This window comes from Deltaproteobacteria bacterium (assembly GCA_023382265.1).
Lineage (GTDB): Bacteria > JAMCPX01 > JAMCPX01 > JAMCPX01 > JAMCPX01 > JAMCPX01.
Map to the genome: position 1 here is coordinate 1 of JAMCPX010000001.1, position 16,153 is coordinate 16,153.

The following is a 16,153-nucleotide window of genomic DNA, read 5'->3' on the forward strand; positions in this document are numbered from 1 at the left end:
TTTGCTCCCTCTTGTTTAATTGAACGACTGCATCAATGCAGGCACCTGATTCTCCGGAGCCCGACCATGTTTCCTGTACCGTGAGGTATTCCCGGAAAAGGTCATGCACAGGGGCAAACTGGGCGTCATTTGTATATAGCGTGTTGAGGAATGCATCGAAAAAGATAAACATACCCAACGCTCCGGAATCGACAACGTGAGCATTTTTGAGGACCGGAAGTGTCTGCGTTGTTTGCGATACTGCGGCATGAATTCTTTTCAGAACACCGGGTATCCACGTCCCCCGGTCATCTATGCTGGATTCCTTCAATGCGTGGTTCAGTTCGTCGAAGACACTCAGCATTGTGCCCGGCCGGGGATCCGCTATGGCACGCCATGCCCGTTGTGTCCCTGTTTCAACGGCCTGCGCAAACTGCCCGCTGTTTTCGTAGGACAAAAATCCGGTAAAAAATTGTGCGGCAATGTTTCCGGAGTTGCCGCGGGCCGAGACAAAGAGTTTTTCAACAATCGCAGATCGATCGCGGACCGGAGATTTCAGCGGCAAAAGACTGACCAGCAGGTTGCGGCCGGTGTCGCCGTCTGCAACGGGGAATACATTGATCCTATCCAGAAGGTCTGCCCATACGGAAATCCTTTCAGTACCAGCGCGCAGTGCATCGAAAAAATCAGCGTTCATGGCTGGAGTCCCAGAGCCTCGAGGATTTCACCCGGAAGTTTGTACTGGATTTCTGCTTCCGGCATTTTTAAAACAACTTGTTCCGTGCTGCCGGTTGTGCACCGCTTATCACCGGATTCCATGGTGATTTCGTAACCGATCACAATTTTTTTCTTGGCCTCCAATGCCCGCGCAGTACACACGAATATATCTTTATAACGGAGAGGACGTATAAATTTTACTGCCCCCCGGATAACCGGGAAAATGTACCCGTATTTTACATAAAAACTCTCAAGGTTGATGCCAAGACTTTCAAACAGGTTATCCCTTGCAGCCTCAAAATATTCAAAGTAATGTCCGTGCCATACGACCTGCATGGGATCAACGTGGTGAAACGGCACACTGAGCCTTACGGAGAATGAACGTACTGTTTTGTCTGTCATAGGGAACGCACCAGCTCCGGTAATGCACTGGCGAGGACTTCGATATCTTTATCCATGGGCCGGTCGAAAACCGTGTCTTTTACCAGTTTCCGGACTTCCTTTACCACGGATACCAGTTTCGGTCTCCCGGCCAGATCACCCCGCAATTCGCATGCCTGCACAGAGGCCATGAGATGTATGGCTACAACACGGCTTACCAGTTCACACTGCCATGCAGCATCTCGTGCAGCAATGGTGCCCATGCTCACCTTGTCCTGATTATGAGATTCCGTGGACCTGGAAAATGATGCCGCTGGCATGGTGTTTTTCAAAGCCTCTGCGGTTAAGGCCGATGCTGTAATCTGCATGCCTTTAAACCCGTGGTTGAGGAGCTGTTTTTCCCCTGTTACTTTCACGAGATTTGCCGGGAGTCCCCGGTTGAACCTCTTGTCGACCAGGAGTGCCATCTGGCGGTCCGCCATATCTGCAACCGAGGCAAGTGCACTTTTCAGTGCATCCATGGCATACGCTATATGACCGCCGTAAAAATTGCCGCCCATGAACATCTCGCCGTTCTCTCCGTCTGCCAGCGGGTTATCATTGGAACTGTTCACCTCCCTGTGAACCCATTGCTCAATCCAATCGAAAGCATCATATACAACGCCGAGGACCTGCGGAGAGCAGCGTGTGGAATAAGGGTCCTGCAGATCGTCTTCCTCTCCCGATTCCTTGGGGCAATCTGTGCAGGACAGAAGATTGCGCAGTTTTTCCCCGGTCAGCTGCTGGCCCGGGTGTGGTTTTGAATCGGTTACAGTGGGATGAAAATGCCGTTCATGCCCCATAAGCGCGTGCAGCGAAAGCGCTGTTGCCGCGAGTGCCGCTTCAGCAATGGCCCTGCTCTTTTTGATAGCGATTACGGCAATCCCTGTCATGATAGATGTTCCGTTCATCATACCAAGAGGTTCTTTGGGAAGAAAGCGGTACCGTGAAAGTCCGGCCAGAGAAAGTGCCTTGCCTGAACTCATCCTGCGTCCTTTATATATGGCCTCCCTGTCCCCGGCCAGGCAGGCTGCAAGATATGACATCGGGGTGAGATCACCGGACGCGCCGACAGAACCAAGGGATGGTACAATAGGTGTTATGCCTTTATTGAGCAGCTCCGCCAGGGCGTGCAGCAGGTTAATAGAGACACCCGAATATCCGCGTGCAAAGCACGCCAGCCTGCAAACCATTGACGCACGCGTTTCTTCTATCCCGAACGGGTCTCCGGTACCGCAGCCGTGGTATTTTATCAGATTATTGCCGAGTTCTTCTGTATTATGTTTCTTGATCCTGTTGCCGCAGGCCGCACCATATCCGGTGGTTACTCCGTATATCGGCTCATCAGCATCAAGAGCATGCTGCAGGGTAGTTTGGGACTGCTTCATCCTCTTTATAAAATCTTTTTTTGTGCTGATTTCCACGCGGGCTTTACCACGGGCAATGTCAACAACCTGATCCAGAGTAATGTCACCTTCTCCGATAACGATTTCTTTTTGTAAAGCGCTGTTTCCCGAACGTATATTATGCATAACGACTCCTTCGTTTGTTAAATTCCTTTTATTCCCGCGTCAATAAATTTTTGATGCAGGGTATCGTGTCCGATCAGAGGAGCAAGGACACGGAGTGTCCCCAATGCCGTACCCAGGATACCCGGGGCAAAAACGCTCTGTCCAACCAGATGTAAACCTTCTATTGGGGTACGGTGCAGTGCAGCAGTTTTGAACTTCTGGCTGACCGAGCGGCACACACCATAAGCACCGCCCTCTGGACTGCCCATCCAGTCAAGAAATGACAACGGGGTAAAAGAATCCACGACATACGCACCGGGCATACGCCCCAAAACGTTCGCTGCCTTATCGAGAAGAATATTGACTTCGCGTTCCTTGGTTTCCCGGTAATCACGGGAACGGTGGTCCTTTGTCGTGTTTTCCCATCCCATCCACTTTTCATAAGGGCTTTCTTCAAGCACGGAAACGATGTTCCATCCCTGCTTTGCGGATTTATTCATAGTGATGAAAGTCACCCCTCCATGGAGGGCATGGGCATCGTCCAAAACAAAGGTGTTGTACTGCCGGTAAGAAACCTTGTCATCCGGTACCGCTATATGTGCGGCAAATATTCCGGGTGTTTCCTCCAGTGATGCAATCCTGTTCTTGAATGCAGGCTTGTACGAGTCCTCCGGCAGCATGCGGATCATTATTTTTGGATGTATTGCAGCTATGACCACCGGAGAGTCCAGTGTCTTTCCGGACTTCAGAACAACGCCTTGAACAACGTGATCCCTGACGAGGATCTTCAGCACCGGGTCATCACAGATGAGTTCTCCTCCAAGCTCCCGCAGCCTCGCTGCAAGCGTGTCCGCCATGTGAGCACCCGGATGCACCGGTTTCCATGAGGACATGAGGTATGAAGATATCGAGGAACTCCAGAGGTACAAAGGACATTCCTCCGGGCCAACACCGATCCACGCCAGGGGCACGGACAGTATACCGCGCAACTTCTGCGAACACCCGAGTTTGTCGAAGTAACTTTCAAGCGGCTGCAGTTCCGTGGAGAGATTAAACTCTGTCTTTTCCCCGAAGAGTATTGACGAGAGAGAAAAACGCTGAATTGTACTGCGAATCGTAGCGATAACCCCGGCTATCTGACGGTTTTCCTCCGGAAATGCCCTGTGCAGATTCTCCTCAAACAGATCAACCCCCGGAGGAAAATCGAATGTCATGTCCGGAAGGATGTATCTGTCCACAACCCCCCCGTCTCCCAGGCGAAAGAACGGTATGCGGCCGGATACGCCGAGAAGGTCGAAGATCTGCCGCAACGGCTGGCCGTCATCCATTGCTCCGACATAGTGGACCCCGACTTCACAGTCCATACCTTTTCTGGCATAACTTCTCATCAGACCGCCGGGGAGCTTGTTTTTTTCCACGACCGTTACGCGGTAGCCGAGCTCCGAAAGAACAATCGCAGCGGTCATTCCTCCGATACCGGAGCCTATAACAATGATATGATCCACGGGCTGCATAAATGCCTCAATTATGGATACCGATGGCGGTACAATAAGGGCCGAAGCCCATCACGAGAATACCATTTTTACCAAGAGAAACTTCTCCCGTACCGGTTAATCCGGCAGAAAGAAAACCTTTTTCAATGGTTTTAATCGCCAGGACTACAGCAACCGCAGAGGACGCTGCATATTGTCCTGTATACTTCCGGTAGTCGATAACAGGTCCTCGAAATCCCGAATGAGAAAGAAAATTTGTTAGCTGGTTTCTCGCCATTTCTTCGTATGCCAAAGGAATACCGTAAAAGATTGCACCGTAATGTGCATTGATGTCATCCGAGATATTAAGGTCGTTCATTATCGTCCATCCGGCATCCTTTAGTGCCATTACATATACAAGGGGCGTTACAGTTGGCCCGGATGGTTTGGTGGTTGCAATTGCCATAATCGCACCACCTCCGTCAGAGGGCGTTGTATCAAGAGCTACCGACGGATCAAAAAGCGGAGATAACTCCTTGTGCATCTCGTCTGCCCCAAAAAGCAAGAGCGCTTCTTTCTCGGACGCCAGAAGGCTTGAGATCCAGAGAGCCTGTTCAAAAGAATAATCACCGCCCGATGCCGTCATATTGGCACCTGTAGACTTGAATTCCATGGCAACCTGCCCTGCGGGCGCATTGTGCACAGAATTGATGAAGTCGGTCGGGCTGGCAAATCTCATATCGGACTCGAAAAGTTTTGTTAGAAAATCATACGTTTCAGACAATGGACCCCAGCCTGTTCCAAAATAAATTGAGGAAGGCTTTCCCCCACCGCCAGCATTCTTATGGGCTGCAGTTGCCAAGGCAAGCGCCATGCGTGAAATTCGTTTAAGACGGCGAACATACCTCTGTGACAAATCTTTTGAGATTTCTTCGTTATTTAAAGTACCGGCTATGGAAATACCCTGTGAAAATTTTTGAAAAGAGGCATCCATATCCCCGGCACCTGTCAAACAGGCGAGCCCCGTAACCTGCAGACTTCTGGGATGTGCTTCAGGACGGTCTGGCGGACGTACATCTACAGAGCCGATTATAACTGAGGCATTATTCCCTCCAAAACCAAAAGAATTGGACATGGCAATCTTAACAGGACGGCTTTCCGGTTTCAGAACAGGGAGTATGCCAAGAGAAGAATCGAGATTCATGCATCCTATATTGCCAGGTATTATCCCTTCTGACACAGACAGTGAGCATATCGCGAACTCAACCGCACCGGCTGCACCAAGGGAATGACCTGTCATACCTTTGGTTGAAGACAGCGGTGGAATACGATCACCAAACAGTCTCTTTAGAGCCATTGCCTCCGAAGCATCATTATCCATTGTTGCTGTTCCGTGAAGGTTTACATATCCTATATCGGCAGCATCTATGCCTGCGTCCGCAATTGCATCACGCATTGCTTTTAGTGCGCCATCTCCGGTGGGATGCGGTGCTGTAGGATGATATGCATCGCATGAAATACCCCCGCCTAAAACCTGTGTGACAGAACCTGGCGGCGGATTTTTCGCCCTCTCAATAAGGAACATAGCTGCACCCTCACCAAGGGATATGCCTGCCCGATCCCTATCCAGTGGACGTGCACCTTTAGGATCCAGTAACTGCAGTGATAAAAAACCGAAATATGTAAACCAACACAACGCATCAACACCACCGGCAAGCACTCTATTCGCCTTGCCCTGCCTTATCAGTTCCAGAGCGATTTTTATAGCTACTGTACCGCTGGAACATGCTGTTGATATTGTGAATACCGGTCCATGACATGAGAAATGCTTTGCCAAATATGTGGCAACCGTTCCTGTACCATGGTAAGCAAACTCTTTTGGAGATTTCACACCGGAGTTGAGCAACACTTCGCTTTTAGACATTCCTCCAGTCGTAACTCCAATGACAATGGCGTCCGGCGTACACCTGTGACCTTCCATTGCATCCTGTGCTGCCGCGAGTGCAAGTGCGTGGGTTCTCGGGATGCCGTCTTCAATCTTTAATGGAGTATCAATGTTGGCAACAGGCATGAGTTGATCTGCAGCTACCTCAAAAAGATTGATATTGCGAATGCCGCGTACGGAATTTTTCAACGAGCGCAGTGTTGAAAGATGGCCTCTTCCAAGTGGATTCAGGATGCCGGAACCTGTGATGAATATACCTTCAGATGCCATCATTGGCACATTAAATCAATGTCCTGTTGTCGTATATATATTGTGCCAAAGAGGCAAATGATGCGAATACCTTCTGTCCCAATTCTTTATTATCGATCCTTACCCCATAATCCTTCTCTATGACAGTAACGAGCTCAAGGATGTCAATTGAATCTATGCCCAGTTCGTTGCCAACCAGCGGGGCATTATTATCTATGTCACTCAGGCTGATATCCTGAATGTTAAGGATATCAAGAACCTTTCTTTTTAGTTCATCGATCAATTTTCCAATTAATATCTTTTCGTTAGACAATTCTTCCATTTTCCATTTTCTCCTTAATATACTCTGATATGAGCCGAATATTGGTTAGTCTGGGATAATCCGCCTCTTCTATATTGATGGCAAACTCTCCCTTCAGAACCAGCACTACAGTTATGAGATCCATGCTGTCAATCCCAAGTTCTTCCATCAGGTGCATTTCTGTATCCAGTGTCTCAGGTGTTACATCCTCTAGTTTAAGTTCATCGATAAATATCTCAGAAACCCTTCTCTCAATATCTTTGACGGTTAAATTATTGGTGTTTATTGCCATACTATCTCCTCATTGTTACAATTTCTTTTAAGTAGTTTTTATAAAAAATGTAACGCATTGTCAAGTATTGCGGTGTTACCGCTCCAGTAAAGAACTTAAAGATATTTATAGAGATGGAGGGATGCCGAAAAATTTTTTAGCATAATCCCGTTATGCATGTATGGAAATGGCGGTAATCATTTTAAGGGATCTAAATTTTTCTTGACATAGCTAATCTTAAATATTAAATTTATATTATAAACAAAGGTTAAATAGACAAAAAACCTTATTTTATAAGCCCAGTAAGATTTAAAAAGATGATTAGTATGACAAACAGCATAAACAACAAACATAAGGAGGCTGAGGAACATGCTTTACAAGAACCCCTACAACCACTACTTTGATTATGTAGTCCAGAGGGACACTGACAAGTGTATAAGATGTAAAGCCTGCGTTACACAGTGCTCGTATGGTGCAAACTATTATGATGAAGACAGGGACCTCATCTACAGCCTTGATTATAATTGTGTCGGCTGTATGAGATGTTCAACATTCTGTCCGACCGACTGCATAAGCATTGTGCGGAATCCGGACGCGTTCCGTCTCAATGCCAATTGGAAAGACAACAACATAAAAGACCTCTATAAACAGGCAGGAACAGGCGGGATCATAATCACAGGCATGGGCAATGACAAACCGTTTACCAATTACTGGGAACACATGGTAATAGATGCATGCCAGGTTACCAATCCATCTATAGACCCGCTCAGGGAGCCCATGGAACTGAAGACATTCCTTGGAAGAAAACCGGATAAGCTTGAGGTTGATAAAAAAGGCGACATCACAACAAAGCTCGCGCCACAGCTTGTCCTCGAAACGCCGATCATGTTTTCTGCAATGTCTTACGGCTCGATCAATTATAATGTGTGTGAATCCGTTGCCAGTGCCGCAAGAGAACTGGGCATTTTCTGGAACACGGGAGAGGGCGGACTGCCAAAGGCACTTTATGAGTATGGAAAGCATACGATAGTACAGTGCGCTTCAGGCAGGTTCGGCGTAAGCCCAGAGTATCTGAATGCGGGTGCAGCGATAGAGATAAAGATCGGTCAGGGAGCAAAGCCCGGCATAGGCGGACATCTTCCTGGAGAAAAGGTACTTGAGGGCATATCCGAAACAAGGCTGATCCCTATCGGCACGGATGCAATTTCTCCGGCACCGCATCATGACATCTATTCCATAGAGGACTTGAAGCAACTCATATATGCGTTAAAGGAAGCTACACGCTATGAGAAACCCGTATCCGTAAAGATCGCAGCGGTGCACAATGTTGCTGCAATAGCAAGCGGTATTGCAAGAGCTGGTGCGGATATTATTGCTATTGACGGTTTCCGTGGTGGAACCGGTGCAGCCCCAAAGGCTATCAGAGACAACGTCGGTATACCAACAGAGGTCGCAATAGCTGCCGTGGATGAGAGATTAAGGCAGGAAGGTATAAGAAATGAGGTATCGCTTGTTGCTGCCGGAGGTTTCAGGAACAGCAGTGATATTATAAAGGCAATTGCACTCGGTGCTGATGCCGTATATATTGCCACCTCTGCACTGATGGCTGTCGGCTGTACCCTGTGCCAGCAGTGCCACAGGGGAAGATGCGCCTGGGGCATAACGACAAACGACCCTGAACTCGCAAAACGAGTGAACCCTGAGATCGGGGCAGAGAGACTGGTTAACCTTATAACTGCATGGTCGAATGAGATCAAAGAGATGCTCGGTCTTATGGGTATCAACTCAATCGAGAGTCTGAAAGGGAACCGTGACAGACTAAGAGGTGTCGGGCTGTCGGAGATAGAACTCCAGACACTGGGCATAAAACAGGCAGGCATGTGAGAGGATGATATGAAGGTTGTATATCCAAGAGAACAATGGTGTGTCGCATGTAACCTGTGCGAGGTCGCGTGCATAACGGAACATTCAAAAACAAAGGACCCGTTAAAGGCGTACCTTACAGAAAAGCCAAGGCCGATATCCAGAACAAGGGTTGAATATAAGCCTCCGCTTGCCGTTTCTATCATGTGCAGGCATTGTGAAGAAGCAGAATGTGTTGAGGCATGCAAAAACGGTACACTTACAAGGAATGAAATAACAGGCAGAATAGAACTCAATCAGGATAAATGCCTTGGCTGCTGGATGTGCGTAATGGCGTGTCCGTACGGCGTAATCAGTCAGTTTACCAAGGATGACAGGCCAGTTGCAAACAAATGCGACCTCTGTCCTAACAGAGAAATCCCTGCGTGCGTGGCAGTTTGTCCCAATCGCGCTCTGGTATTTGAGGATAGGGGTTAAAAATGGAACATAGAAAATATGTTATAATAGGAAATTCATATGCAGGTGTGTTCGCGATAGAAGCTATACGCAGGCATGATAAAGAAGGCGATATTACCGTTGTCTCAAGGGAGACTTATCATGCTTATGCACGTGCAGCCATCCATGAATATATGGACGGTATAATCGGTGACAGCCAGATGTATTACAGGGACAGGGATTTCTATGAAAGACACAGGGTAACAACTATACTCGGCAGGGCAGTAACAGGTATTGAACCCAGGGAGAACAAGGTTGTTCTTGATAACAGGCAGAAGGTCGGCTTTGACAGGCTTATGATAAGTACCGGAGGGATCCCTATAACCCCTCCTATCGAAGGTTCGGCAGGACCGGGTATGTTTACCTTTACAACATGGGATGATGCAAAAATATTAAGGGACTGGGTAAAAAAGCAAAAAGAACCGAGGGCGGTTGTCATAGGCGGAGGGCTTATCGGATTACAGTGTGCAGAAGGCTTGAAACATATGGGTGTTGACGTAACCATTGTTGAACTTGCCGACTATGTTCTGGTAAAGGCGCTGGATCAACTTGCGGCACACCGCGTGCAGAAATGGCTTGAGAAAAACGGATTGAAGATTATTACCGGCAGTACCGTTGAATCCGTCAACAGGGTAAAAGGTGTAGTAACCGGCGTAAAGCTCAAGAACGGAGAAAAGCTAAAATGCAACACGGTTGTCCTCAGCATCGGTGTGCGTCCCAACACAGGCTTTACCGAAGGCTCCGGTATTAAGCTCAGCAGGGGTATACTTGTTGATAACGGAATGCAGACAAATATCGAAGGCATATTCGCTGCTGGGGACGTTGCAGAGGCTGAAGATTTCCTAAGAAAGAGGCAGGATGTTATTCCGATAATACCCGTTGCGACCATGCAGGGCAAGATTGCAGGCTCAAACATGACGGGTAAAAAAAGGGCATACCCAGGCGGGCTGCCGCAGAATGCATTTCAATTCTTCGGCAAAAATACCGTTTCAATAGGTAATGTTATCTACATAGATAAAAACGACGGATTTGAGGAGATTATCAGGGATGAAGGAGATGTTTATAAAAAGGCCGTTTTACAATATGGAAAACTGGTCGGCATTCTTTCAATGAACTATATAACGAGAATAGGTATATACAACAGCATTATAAGGGCAAGGATGGATATAAGCGGGATTAAGGACAAAATTTTATCGGATAACTTCGGATTTCTCGATCTTCCAGAGGGATTCAGAGATGAAATGTTAACAAAACCAGGGTAATATTATGGGAATAAAACCTTCTACACCTTATGGAAAAGATTTTGGCGGTTGCGGCTTAGTAGGAATAATAGATAGAAGCGGCAAGTCTGTCTCAGGGAATATGATCGTATCCTCCCTCTGCTCTATGAAGGACAGGGGAAATGGACTCGGCAGCGGATACGCTGTTTACGGTGCTTATCCCGATTTAAAAGACAGTTTTGGTATGCATGTTATGTACAATAACATCGGTGCACGCGGGCCCGTAGAGGAGTTGTTAAAGAAAAAGTTAAAGCTTGTGCATGCAGAGCCTGTACCTGTAAAGAAAATTAATTCAATAAACAATCCGCCCGAGTTCTGGAGATACTTTGTAAATCCAGTTGAAGAAAAAGAGGAAGATGCCATTGATGACGATATCGTTAATATTGTTATGGAAATAAACGAGCGAATAGATAATGCGTATGTTATTTCAAGCGGGAAGAACCTTGCAGTATTTAAAGGTGTCGGACATCCGGATGCGATCGCAGAGTTTTTCAGGATGCAGGATTATTCGGGTTATCTACTGCTAGGGCATACGAGGTTTCCTACGAACACGCCGGGATGGTGGGGAGGTGCGCATCCATTTACCATACTCGACTGGTCGATAGTGCATAACGGAGAGATCTCTTCGTACGGTACGAACAAGAGGTATGTGGAGATGTTCGGATATAAATGTACGCTGCTCACCGATACCGAGGTTGTGGCATATCTGCTCGATCTCCTGATCCGGAAAAAAGGCCTTTCGCTTGCAGCCGCTGCTACGGTGCTGGCGCCTCCGTTCTGGAAAGACATTCAGGAAATGAATCCCTTAAAGAAGGACTATTACACAGCTTTGAGGGTATCTTACGCAAATGCATCTTTAAATGGTCCGTTTGCAATCCTCATGGGTTTTGATAACGGTATTCTTGGACTAAATGACAGGATAAAACTCAGGCCCCTTATTGTTGGACGCAAAGACGACATTGTTGCAATTGCAAGCGAGGAATCAGCAATAAGAGAGATAATCAATGACCCCGAGGATGTATGGGCTCCTAAGGCAGGGGAACCTATTATAGTAACGCTCAAGGAGGACGCAAAACATTAGTATGCCGGACAGAATAAAAATTGATGCACATGGCATGCATTACAAAATCCTGAATCAAAAGATCCATGATGCACTCGGTAACGGTGAAACAGATATTGAACTTTCTAATATTAACGGACAGCGGTATATTGCCGATGGAATTAAAAAAGATATCAGGATCACCATAAATGGCGTCCCGGGAAATGACCTTGGAATTTTTATGAACGGCCCCGTTATTACGGTAAACAGCAATGCTCAGGACGCCGTGGGCAACACCATGAACGGCGGAAAGATCGTCGTAAAAGGTATGGCAGGTGACGTGTGCGGTTATGGCATGAGGGGCGGGAAGCTTTTTATATTAAAAGATGCCGGTTATAGGGTAGGCATTCACATGAAGGGGTACAAAACACTGAATCCAATAATAGTCATAGGCGGGAATGTGGGTGATTTTCTTGCAGAATATATGGCAGGCGGCGTAATTGTATTACTCAGGATGTTTGGCAGACAGAGAGAAAACAACACTATAGGGGATTATCTTGGTGCAGGCATGCACGGCGGAACTGTATATGTAAGGGGCGGGGCAGACAGGAAAAAACTCGGCAAAGGCGTGGCCGCGGCAGAGCTTACGGAAGCAGATAAAACCCTGCTTGAAGGAATAATAAAAGAATACGCTGCGGATCTTGAACTTGATGCAGATAAAATATTAAACGAAAGGTTTGAGAAGCTTGTTCCCCTCAGTACAAGACCCTACGCAAAACTGTACACGTATTAGAGGAAACAAAGGATTCGTCTTTGACACGGTGATCCATAAAATAAATCCATGTGCCTGGCGCGACTTGAACGCGCGACCCACAGCTTAGAAGGCTGTTGCTCTATCCAACTGAGCTACAGGCACATTATTAATTTTTTTAAACATAAAGAATACTTTAAATCAAATCGGGGCGGGTCGATTCGAACGGCCGACCTCTTGCTCCCAAAGCAAGCGCTCTAACCAGGCTGAGCTACGCCCCGTTATAAAATTCCATAACGAACGATTATTTTAATGAAAAAAGATACATATTGCAAGATAAAAATGAGTATATGCTTGCAGTGAACAAATGGACCGCTGTTTGCAGTTAATGAACCGTTACTATTTTAAATGAACTTAGGCTATGAAAGCTTTTCTAATTTATTGACTTTAAACTACAGATATTATTTAAATATGCCAATGCCTGGGTGGCGGAACTGGTAGACGCAAGGGACTTAAAATCCCTCGGGGCATAAACTCCGTGCCGGTTCGATCCCGGCCCTAGGCAGATTTCATATTCTCTGATAATACCTGCGAAAGGAGGTTAATATGAAAAACAAGATCGCATGGCTTGGGCATTCAAGTTTTAGAATTACAAATGGAAAGGTTATTTATATAGATCCATGGCAGTTAAAAAACCCGGAGCCAAAAGCGGACATCATCCTTGTAACGCATGATCATTTTGATCACCTCTCTATCCCTGACATAGATAAAATAAAAAAGAGCAATACCATCATTGTAACGACTCATTCAACAAAACCTAAATTGAGTGGAGATGTTAGAGCCGTGTCACCCGGCGATAAAATAAAGATAGCTGGTATAGAAATCGAAGCAACTTATGCTTATAACCCGTCAAAACCATTTCATCCGAAGGAAGCAATGAATGTAGGATTTATAATTACCATGAACGGAGAGAGTATATATCATACTGGTGACACGGAGTTTATAAATGAGATGAAATCGATAAAAGCGGATGTTCTATTGGTACCTGTTGGCGGCAAATATACATCTGATGCAAAAGATGCCTCAAAAATAGCAAATACCATAAATCCATCGGTTGCTGTTCCGATGCACTGGGGCACGCTTGATGATGTTGCAGGCAAAGAAGCGGCAGATGAGTTTAAGAAATTGGCATAAACAAACGTAGAGATCTTAAAACAAGAGATATAAAGTGATAGCCGTCTTATAATCCGTAATGGTATATTTGTATACCGACCCTGAAATGCATGTATACTATAATACCGTTAATTTAATGAAGATTTGTTTTGCGAGTCTTGAAAAAATGATTCCATCTATGGATGAATAGCAGTATTCCTTTATGCCATCTTTAGAAGCTGATAAAAATGGTTGACATTTATGTCAATATTTTTAATATAAACTTATAGAAAGGAGGGGCAATATGGAATTAGATTATAAAGATTTGAGGGAGCTTGTTGAAAAACGGGCCGAAGAAAGCAAGGACAAACCTTACATATATTTTTATGATGAGGTTATTAGTTTTACACAGTTTAACGAACGGGTAAATCGCTTTGCAAATGGATTGAAATCAATAGGCGTAAAAAAGGGCGATACTGTACACATCTACATTAACAACTCACCCGAATTCCTTTATGCGGCACTTGCCGCAAACAAACTTGGGGCATTAGCAGGCCCTATAAATTGCTGGTGGAGTCCTGAAGAAGTTAAGTTCCTTCTAAACGATTCAGAGGGTAAGTATCTTATAGTAGAATCATCTTACTATTCCAATGTGGAACAAATAAAACCGGAACTTAATTATCTACAAAAGATCGTTTATCTTGGAGAAGATCATCCGGAAGGGGTTTTTCCCTATAAAGAGCTGATGAAAAATTCTGAATTCCTTGAACCGGTTAATATATCTCCTGATGATGATGCATATCTTTTTTATACATCGGGAACCACGGGTAAACCTAAGGGGGCTTTGCTTACACATTCAAATTCGCTGTACGCGGTTATGGGGGTTAGATCGGTGCTTCACTCTGATGAAGAAAAGGGTGATGAGGTCGCACTTATATTTCTACCTTTATTTCATGTTAATGCAATGATGTCCATGATCAGTGCCCTGTATTCCGGTGTCACGGTAGCATTAAGATTGACATTCTCTGCTTCAGAGTTCGGTGAGGTTGTAGAAAAATATAAAGTAACATTTTTTAGTGGAGTTCCTGCGGTATATAATATACTTATCTTTATTGCAGATGATGTGAAAAAACATGACCTGAGCAGTCTCAAGTTTGGGGTATGCGGAGCAGCCCCTCTGTCTGAAGAAACATTCAAGAAGTTTGAATCAACATACAACATAAAGATCATAGAGGGCTATGGGCTTACAGAAGGCACTGTTGTAAGCACATTAAACCCCTTAAACGGTGAACGTAAAATTGGTTCCATAGGTAATGCCTTGCCCGGACAGGATGTAAAAGTTGTAGATGATGATGGGGCGGAACTGCAGAACAATCAGATCGGTGAGATAGTTATAAAAGGTGGTGCGGTGATGAAGAGATATCATAAGAGGCCTGAAGAAACTGCACAAACAGTTATTGATGGATGGCTGCATACGGGCGATATCGGGTATAAAGATGACGAAGGTTACTTTTATATAGTTGACAGAAAAAAGGACATGATCATACGCGGCGGTGAGAATATCTATCCAAAAGAAATAGAAAATATTCTATTCGAGCATCCAAAGGTTATGGAAGCCGCTGTTATAGGTATTGAGGATAGTGTTATGGGTGAAGAAGGTAAGGCATTTATAGTACTCAAGCCGGGAGAAAACGCAACTGAAGAAGAGATTAAAAGCTATCTTAAATCAAGATTGGCTGAATTTAAAATACCAAAATATATTGAATTTATTGACGATCTACCTAAAAATATTATTGGTAAGGTATTAAAAAAAGAACTAAGGGCAAAGGAAAAAGAGAAAAATATAAAAGCAAAGAAGGCTTAATGAAAGATATCTTACAAAAAGCTGCAAAAGCGATAGTCAATAAAAGACACATCGTGGCGTTCACGGGAGCCGGCGTTTCACAGGAAAGTGGAATCGCAACATTCAGAGATCCCGGTGGGTTGTGGGATCAGTTTGATCCCATAGAGTTTGGCACATTAGAAGGCATCGTTAATCTGATAAAGCATGATCCGCAGAAGCTTATTGATTTCCTTAAAAATTCCATTTCCTCGCTTACAAATGCTAAACCCAATAATGCTCATATAGCGATTGCAGAGTTTGAGAAGATGGGTTTACTTGACGGTGTTGTTACCCAGAATATCGATAACCTTCATCAAGAAGCCGGAAACAAGGATGTATTAGAGGTGCATGGAAACATATATAGATTCAGATGTGCAAAATGCGGTGAAACGGTAAAGCTTACAAAGGATAATTTCATAGGTTTGATGAAAAAAGCGATCATCGAACTCAACACCGGCTCTTTACAGGATGTTATAGACATAATGCCGACGTGCAATAGGTGCGGAGGTAAAATGAGGCTTGACGTTGTTTTATTTGGGGAAGCAGTGCAGATGATACCAGAATCATATAAGGCAATTGAACAGGCATCCGTTGTTCTGATAGTAGGGACGTCTGGTACAGTATACCCTGCATCAGAAATACCAAGATACGGCAAAAGTTCGGGTGCCGTGCTTGTTGACGTAAATCCCAAAGAAACATTTTATGCGGATATTGACAATTATTTTCTGAAGGGTCATGCAGGGACAGTTCTGCCGCAATTATTGGAAGAGGTTAAGACATTGATTCAATACGCATGAATGGAGGCTCATATGGAGCTAAGTTATAA

General features: G+C 45.3%; 15 protein-coding genes and 3 tRNA genes. 9 read left to right on the forward strand and 9 right to left on the reverse strand.

Translation table 11 applies throughout. The features are described from left to right. From M1381_00005 to M1381_00035, 7 genes are all read right to left on the reverse strand, one after another. Positions 1-676, reverse strand: a 676-nt coding sequence (locus M1381_00005) for a DAK2 domain-containing protein (GenBank protein ID MCL4477474.1), incomplete at its 3' end; no start/stop codon positions are given. Next, complete coding sequence (locus tag M1381_00010; GenBank protein ID MCL4477475.1) at positions 673-1,098, reverse strand: acyl-CoA thioesterase; 426 nt, start codon at positions 1,096-1,098, stop codon at positions 673-675. The genes M1381_00005 and M1381_00010, both read right to left, overlap by 4 nt. Next, entirely contained in the window at positions 1,095-2,648 is a 1,554-nt protein-coding gene (locus M1381_00015) for an aromatic amino acid ammonia-lyase (GenBank protein ID MCL4477476.1), read from the reverse strand. Before M1381_00015 ends, M1381_00010 begins: the two co-directional genes overlap by 4 nt. A gap of 17 nt (positions 2,649-2,665) precedes the next feature. Continuing rightward, on the reverse strand, positions 2,666-4,141 hold the full coding sequence (locus M1381_00020; protein ID MCL4477477.1) for an NAD(P)-binding protein: 1,476 nt from the start codon (positions 4,139-4,141) through the stop codon (positions 2,666-2,668). 7 nt (positions 4,142-4,148) lie between these two features. Further along, complete coding sequence (locus M1381_00025) at positions 4,149-6,317, reverse strand: beta-ketoacyl-[acyl-carrier-protein] synthase family protein (GenBank protein ID MCL4477478.1); 2,169 nt, start codon at positions 6,315-6,317, stop codon at positions 4,149-4,151. A 7-nt stretch (positions 6,318-6,324) separates the two neighbouring features. Further along, on the reverse strand, positions 6,325-6,615 hold the full coding sequence (locus M1381_00030; protein ID MCL4477479.1) for a phosphopantetheine-binding protein: 291 nt from the start codon (positions 6,613-6,615) through the stop codon (positions 6,325-6,327). Beyond that, complete coding sequence (locus M1381_00035; GenBank protein MCL4477480.1) at positions 6,599-6,886, reverse strand: phosphopantetheine-binding protein; 288 nt, start codon at positions 6,884-6,886, stop codon at positions 6,599-6,601. The genes M1381_00030 and M1381_00035 overlap by 17 nt, the downstream gene beginning before the upstream one ends. A 348-nt stretch (positions 6,887-7,234) precedes the next feature. Between M1381_00035 and M1381_00040 the strand changes: the two genes are divergently transcribed. Genes M1381_00040 through M1381_00060 form a run of 5 tightly spaced genes read left to right on the forward strand, consistent with a single transcriptional unit; the run spans position 7,235 to position 12,335 of the window. After that, positions 7,235-8,749: a glutamate synthase-related protein gene (locus M1381_00040; GenBank protein ID MCL4477481.1), complete on the forward strand. Its 1,515-nt coding sequence runs from the start codon at positions 7,235-7,237 to the stop codon at positions 8,747-8,749. 9 nt (positions 8,750-8,758) lie between these two features. Beyond that, positions 8,759-9,205 (forward strand): 4Fe-4S dicluster domain-containing protein, encoded by a 447-nt coding sequence (locus tag M1381_00045; protein MCL4477482.1) that lies wholly within the window; start codon positions 8,759-8,761, stop codon positions 9,203-9,205. Between the two features lie 2 nt (positions 9,206-9,207). Next, positions 9,208-10,485 carry an FAD-dependent oxidoreductase gene (locus M1381_00050; GenBank protein ID MCL4477483.1) on the forward strand — a complete coding sequence of 426 codons (1,278 nt, stop codon included), beginning with the start codon at positions 9,208-9,210 and terminating at the stop codon, positions 10,483-10,485. A 4-nt stretch (positions 10,486-10,489) separates the two neighbouring features. After that, the gene (locus M1381_00055) at positions 10,490-11,584 is read left to right on the forward strand and encodes a glutamine amidotransferase family protein (protein ID MCL4477484.1); all 1,095 of its coding nucleotides are present in this window, start codon (positions 10,490-10,492) and stop codon (positions 11,582-11,584) included. A 1-nt stretch (position 11,585) separates the two neighbouring features. Beyond that, positions 11,586-12,335: a hypothetical protein gene (locus M1381_00060; protein ID MCL4477485.1), complete on the forward strand. Its 750-nt coding sequence runs from the start codon at positions 11,586-11,588 to the stop codon at positions 12,333-12,335. Between the two features lie 49 nt (positions 12,336-12,384). Here M1381_00060 and M1381_00065 read toward each other — a convergent pair. Further along, positions 12,385-12,458: transfer RNA gene (locus M1381_00065), tRNA-Arg, on the reverse strand. 41 nt (positions 12,459-12,499) lie between these two features. Beyond that, a tRNA-Pro gene (locus tag M1381_00070) sits at positions 12,500-12,574 on the reverse strand. A gap of 198 nt (positions 12,575-12,772) precedes the next feature. Between M1381_00070 and M1381_00075 the strand changes: the two genes are divergently transcribed. The 4 genes from M1381_00075 (at position 12,773) to M1381_00090 (ending at position 16,124) form a co-directional block, all read left to right on the forward strand. Then, positions 12,773-12,858 (forward strand) — tRNA-Leu (locus M1381_00075). Between the two features lie 41 nt (positions 12,859-12,899). Beyond that, positions 12,900-13,487 (forward strand): MBL fold metallo-hydrolase, encoded by a 588-nt coding sequence (locus tag M1381_00080; GenBank protein ID MCL4477486.1) that lies wholly within the window; start codon positions 12,900-12,902, stop codon positions 13,485-13,487. Between the two features lie 262 nt (positions 13,488-13,749). Then, complete coding sequence (locus tag M1381_00085) at positions 13,750-15,309, forward strand: long-chain-fatty-acid--CoA ligase (GenBank protein MCL4477487.1); 1,560 nt, start codon at positions 13,750-13,752, stop codon at positions 15,307-15,309. Further along, positions 15,309-16,124 carry an NAD-dependent deacylase gene (locus M1381_00090; GenBank protein ID MCL4477488.1) on the forward strand — a complete coding sequence of 272 codons (816 nt, stop codon included), beginning with the start codon at positions 15,309-15,311 and terminating at the stop codon, positions 16,122-16,124. Before M1381_00085 ends, M1381_00090 begins: the two co-directional genes overlap by 1 nt. The last annotated feature ends 29 nt before the right edge of the window (positions 16,125-16,153 follow it).

Excerpts from the sequence above, each read along its gene's own strand:
- M1381_00085 (MCL4477487.1), top strand. The coding sequence starts at position 13,750 with ATGGAATTAGATTATAAAGATTTGAGGGAGCTTGTTGAAAAACGGGCC.
- M1381_00020 (MCL4477477.1), bottom strand. The coding sequence starts at position 4,141 with ATGCAGCCCGTGGATCATATCATTGTTATAGGCTCCGGTATCGGAGGA.
- M1381_00030 (MCL4477479.1), bottom strand. The coding sequence starts at position 6,615 with ATGGAAGAATTGTCTAACGAAAAGATATTAATTGGAAAATTGATCGAT.
- M1381_00025 (MCL4477478.1), bottom strand. The coding sequence starts at position 6,317 with ATGATGGCATCTGAAGGTATATTCATCACAGGTTCCGGCATCCTGAAT.
- M1381_00050 (MCL4477483.1), top strand. The coding sequence starts at position 9,208 with ATGGAACATAGAAAATATGTTATAATAGGAAATTCATATGCAGGTGTG.
- M1381_00055 (MCL4477484.1), top strand. The coding sequence starts at position 10,490 with ATGGGAATAAAACCTTCTACACCTTATGGAAAAGATTTTGGCGGTTGC.
- M1381_00010 (MCL4477475.1), bottom strand. The coding sequence starts at position 1,098 with ATGACAGACAAAACAGTACGTTCATTCTCCGTAAGGCTCAGTGTGCCG.
- M1381_00060 (MCL4477485.1), top strand. The coding sequence starts at position 11,586 with ATGCCGGACAGAATAAAAATTGATGCACATGGCATGCATTACAAAATC.
- M1381_00040 (MCL4477481.1), top strand. The coding sequence starts at position 7,235 with ATGCTTTACAAGAACCCCTACAACCACTACTTTGATTATGTAGTCCAG.
- M1381_00090 (MCL4477488.1), top strand. The coding sequence starts at position 15,309 with ATGAAAGATATCTTACAAAAAGCTGCAAAAGCGATAGTCAATAAAAGA.
- M1381_00045 (MCL4477482.1), top strand. The coding sequence starts at position 8,759 with ATGAAGGTTGTATATCCAAGAGAACAATGGTGTGTCGCATGTAACCTG.
- M1381_00035 (MCL4477480.1), bottom strand. The coding sequence starts at position 6,886 with ATGGCAATAAACACCAATAATTTAACCGTCAAAGATATTGAGAGAAGG.
- M1381_00080 (MCL4477486.1), top strand. The coding sequence starts at position 12,900 with ATGAAAAACAAGATCGCATGGCTTGGGCATTCAAGTTTTAGAATTACA.
- M1381_00015 (MCL4477476.1), bottom strand. The coding sequence starts at position 2,648 with ATGCATAATATACGTTCGGGAAACAGCGCTTTACAAAAAGAAATCGTT.